This is a genomic window from Wolbachia endosymbiont of Cylisticus convexus (assembly GCF_003344345.1).
Window position 1 is genome coordinate 1 of the sequence record NZ_QPIP01000092.1, and the last position, 4,263, is coordinate 4,263.

The 4,263-nt window shown below is 35.1% G+C and carries 4 protein-coding genes and 1 pseudogene; all 5 read right to left on the minus strand.

Annotated elements, in window-relative coordinates:
* Window positions 1-217: hypothetical protein (locus tag Wcon_RS12150; protein ID WP_458694582.1), on the minus strand; the 217-nt coding region annotated here is incomplete at its 3' end.
* A gap of 347 nt (window positions 218-564) precedes the next feature.
* Entirely contained in the window at window positions 565-2,271 is a 1,707-nt protein-coding gene (gene argS, locus Wcon_RS07970) for an arginine--tRNA ligase (protein ID WP_114517802.1), read from the minus strand.
* Between the two features lie 125 nt (window positions 2,272-2,396).
* Window positions 2,397-2,978 carry a hypothetical protein gene (locus Wcon_RS07975; protein ID WP_147269175.1) on the minus strand — a complete coding sequence of 194 codons (582 nt, stop codon included), beginning with the start codon at window positions 2,976-2,978 and terminating at the stop codon, window positions 2,397-2,399.
* Between the two features lie 241 nt (window positions 2,979-3,219).
* The gene (locus Wcon_RS07980) at window positions 3,220-3,600 is read right to left on the minus strand and encodes a hypothetical protein (protein ID WP_114517804.1); all 381 of its coding nucleotides are present in this window, start codon (window positions 3,598-3,600) and stop codon (window positions 3,220-3,222) included.
* Window positions 3,593-4,202: pseudogene (locus Wcon_RS07985) on the minus strand (transposase). The gene Wcon_RS07980 and the pseudogene Wcon_RS07985 overlap by 8 nt, the downstream one beginning before the upstream one ends.
* Window positions 4,203-4,263 lie beyond the last annotated feature (61 nt).

Genomic DNA, 4,263 nt, shown 5'->3' on the forward strand with positions numbered 1-4,263 from the left:
AGCCATCCCGATAAAGTGAATGATAACTTGCCTTATCGTTATCCTCCATGCTGTCTTCCATCCTATGAAAGCCATCCCGATAAAGTGAATGATAACTTGCCTTATCGTTATCCTCCATGCTGTCTTCCATCCTATGAAAAATGTCGACCTCTATGATGCCAGAAATTTCGGGACTCAATACCTTCACTTGCGTTGTACCCTGTGTTGTCCATTCCATTAGCTTTACTACGCTCGTTACCTTACGCACCATAATGGTCTATTCTAGGCTGTTGGCTAGACTTTGCCTAGGTTGTAACCAACTGTATTCTAAACGCTTTTCTTGACGCACTCAATAGACTTCTTGTATAATTTTTGGCCTTACGGATTAGGAAGCAAGAAATAATAATTCTTGTTCTACTAAGACATGCTCTACTACAACAGCATCTTCATTTAAGTGTTGTAGCATTCCACTCTCTCCTCTTTTCATATCTCACAATGACATCTATTACTTTTATTATTGTACTTACCTCTACTTACATAAATAATTTATTATCACATTTAATATTACGCATTATTTAAAGTAAGTTAACTCATTTCTTCCAAAGGCTCTATATTAAAAATAGAAAGTCCAGAAGCGATGACATGCGCTAAAGCTTGTACAAGAAACATTCTTGCAGCAGTAAGGTTTAAGTTGTTTTCCAATATGAACCGCATGTTTAAATCGCTTTTGCCATACCCCCATAAAACGTGAAATGCTTCTGCAACTTCAAGTAAATAGAAAGTAATTCTGTGTGGCTCACAAAGCCTTGCTGCAATTTCTACCACATCTGGCCATTTTGCTAAGGTTTTTATGAGAAATATCTCTCCATCTGTCTTTAAAAGTAAGGGATTTGCTTTTGGCAATTCTTTTGGAGCATTGCGCATCAGTGAATGAGCACGAGCATGCGCATATTGCACGTAAAAAATAGGATTATCTTTTGATTGCTCTTTAACTTTAGCAAAATCAAAGTCAAGAACCATATCATTCTTGCGTGTTAACATTATAAAACGAGTGATATCCCTGCCAACCTCTTCCACTACATCCCTTGCTGTGAGGAAGTTTCCTGATCTTTTGGACATCTTAACAGGTTTGCCATTCTCAAAAAAATTCACAATATTATGCAGTTTTACCTCTATTTTTGCTTGATCATCACTGAGCGCAGAGACAACTGCTTTGAGCCTTTTGACATAACCGCCATGGTCACTACCAAGCTCTACGATCATATTGTTAAAACCACGTGATATCTTATCAAAATGGTAAGCGATATCCGAGGCAAAATAAGTCCAGCTGCTGTCCTCTTTTTTCAATGCTCGGTCAACGTCATCACCAAATTTTGTAGAGCGAAATAACATTTCTTTTCTGGAAGTCCAATTTTCACTTTCTTTGCCTTTTGGTTTCTCCAGATACCCTTCATACACTAGACCCTTGTCAGATAATATCTTTATACTCTCTTCGATTTTGCCACTTTTTTGCAGCTCATACTCTGAAGTAAAGACATCATGATTTACTCCAAGCAAGTTCATGTCTTCCTTTATGAGTTCTAAGATAGAGCTTAAAGTATATTCTCTAATTATCTGATTATCTTCCTCTTCTCTAAGCTCCTTACCATATTTTTTAGCCAGCCCCTCCCCTATTGGTTTTAAATATTCACCTGGGTATAAACCTTTTTCGATGCTAATTTTTTTTCCCAAAGCTTCTTTATATCGAAGATATACTGACCGAATTAGCGTATCTATCTGTGCTCCAGCATCATTAATGTAGTATTCTCTAGTAACTTTATAACCAACTTTCTTTAGTAAATTTGCTAAAACATCACAAAACACTGCTCCCCTTGCATGACCAATATGCAGTGGACCAGTTGGATTTGCAGATACAAACTCAACATTGATGGTCTGATTGTTCCCTATATCTAGGGTGCCAAACTCTGTTTTCAGCTCATTTATTTGTTTTAAAATTCCATGCCATACTTCTATTTTTAAGTGCATGTTGATGAAACCAGGGCCCGCTATTTCCACTCTTGCAATTTCATCAAAAAGTTCAAACTCTTTAGCTAAAACCTCTGCAATCTCAACAGGATTCTTTTTTTTATGCTTTGAAAGCACCATAGCAACGTTTGTGTAAATATCTCCATGCGCTCTATTGCTTGGAGGTTCTACGACAAAATTTGTTACACTTGTGCTTATAATACCCCTTTGTTTTAATTCATTTAATTTGCTGGAAATTAGAGAAAAAACCCGCCTAAAAATGCTCATTAACTAAAAAGCTATGAAATCTATAGCAGTATAGTGGATAAATGGGGAAAGGTGAAGGGTTATCTTACCTGATTTACGTTGCAATTTTTGTAATTTCTGGACCAGAAATTAATTGCATACTATCTCTAAATATAAGCTCTACCAACTCCTATAGAGGTTAGTAGAGCAGAACTTATAATTAAGAATGCCGAATCAGCATATATTGGGTTAGCTACACATTGCATACTTTCCCAAAGATCGCACATGTCAGGTTCACGAGAAGGGACCTCAATTACTAGATCTTTATTATCAGTGAACAGTTTTTCTAAGTTAATATCTTCATAAAGATGAATATTTGAAATAATCTTAACAAAACCAAGCACATAATCTTTTATCTTTAACTCGATGTTATTACTATAGCAGTGATTTTGACAAGGCCCATCATCTTTATATTTCGCTAAAAACAGAAAGACTCTCTGCGGGTTTTGACTCTTATCTTCATCTCTAGAGTAAGTAACATAATCTTTGTCTGTTACTATTACATCTTTGCCTTTAGTTTCACCACTGGCAGAATTGCGAAATATTCCGTATTCGTGATTTATAGTTCCTATTAACTTTCCAGGAACTGCAATATTATTTTTTAAGCTATACTTACATATTTCAACTACATTAGTCAATAAATTGTCTTCCGCGCCATTAAAATATTTGTATAGTTTTGGTCTTGCCATTAAATATACTGAATCTACTTTTTTTGAAAGGTCATCCAAGTCTTTTATGTGATCTTTATTGAAGTGAACTAAGTTTGTGAAGGGAATATGAATCTTGCATCTCTGGTTATGCTGCTACCGCCTTTATCACACCACTTAAAAACATAATCTTTACCTTCTTCAACTAATGTAAGGAATTTATCGTGCTTATTCCACTTAATACAGTTTTCCCAAAATGAAAAAATATTATGTTGAAAACTTTTTAAAAGATTAAAAAAGTTTGTTGTGTGTTTAACATATTCATCATCAGCTTAGCAGCCCAATGGACTACATAGCGTGTATGAAATTCACCTATTTCCTTATTACCTAATTTAATAATGGCTGTATGAAATGTTGCTCCACCGTCAATACTTTTATCGTGTATTTTATATAAGTTGGGATTACTTGGATGTGACAGAATTTTACCCTGCTCTATTATTAAAGGTATAAATTCTTTGATGCAAGGGTTCTTTATCTTTATCCCCACGATTTCATCCTTAGCCTTATCATCAATCTCATGTTTAAGATCTTTCTCTAGTTCACTCTTAATACTTTTCTTCAATTCATTCTTAGAGGTTGTCCTGAAACTAGAAAACTTAGGCATATTTCCTCGTTAACATAACCCTATTCATAGCAAGACATATGAAATTTTCAGTAGATGTTGTAAGCAAATCATATTCCTTTGATAGCCTTCTATTCCTCAAGCAAAAGTCCTTTCTACAACCCACCTTCTTGGCTGTACTTTAAATCCCTGTTCTCTCGCTGGCAGCAGCTCAAGCGTTATGTACCCAAAATCTACATGGAGGTCTTTTAACAATTTCAATATCTATGTCATATTCTTCCTTTATATGCCTTTTTCTACCTTTTACTTTTTTATTTCCATCATAACCTTTGACCCCCCTTTTTCTGTAGTTTTCACAGATTGACTGTCAAGCGCTTGGCTCCTCATTTCTTCCTATTTTTCTCCTGCTATATTTGGCAATTCATTTTCTCAAAAATTTCCTGCTTTTTCCATTGCCTAAACTGCTCATACACAGTCTTCCATAGCATTCCCGCCATTGGCATCCTGTACGCAATACATAGAAAATCGCCTCTAATATTTCTCTTTTACTATACTTTGGCGGTTTTCCTCCTTTCTTGTATCATACTCTGAAATATTTTTCTATTCGGCCTTTTACTTAGATCTGTTGGATACTTTTTTCTCATTTCTTACCTCACTTTTACATTTCTTATACTATACCTTATCCTACTTTCAAGATAATCTCTT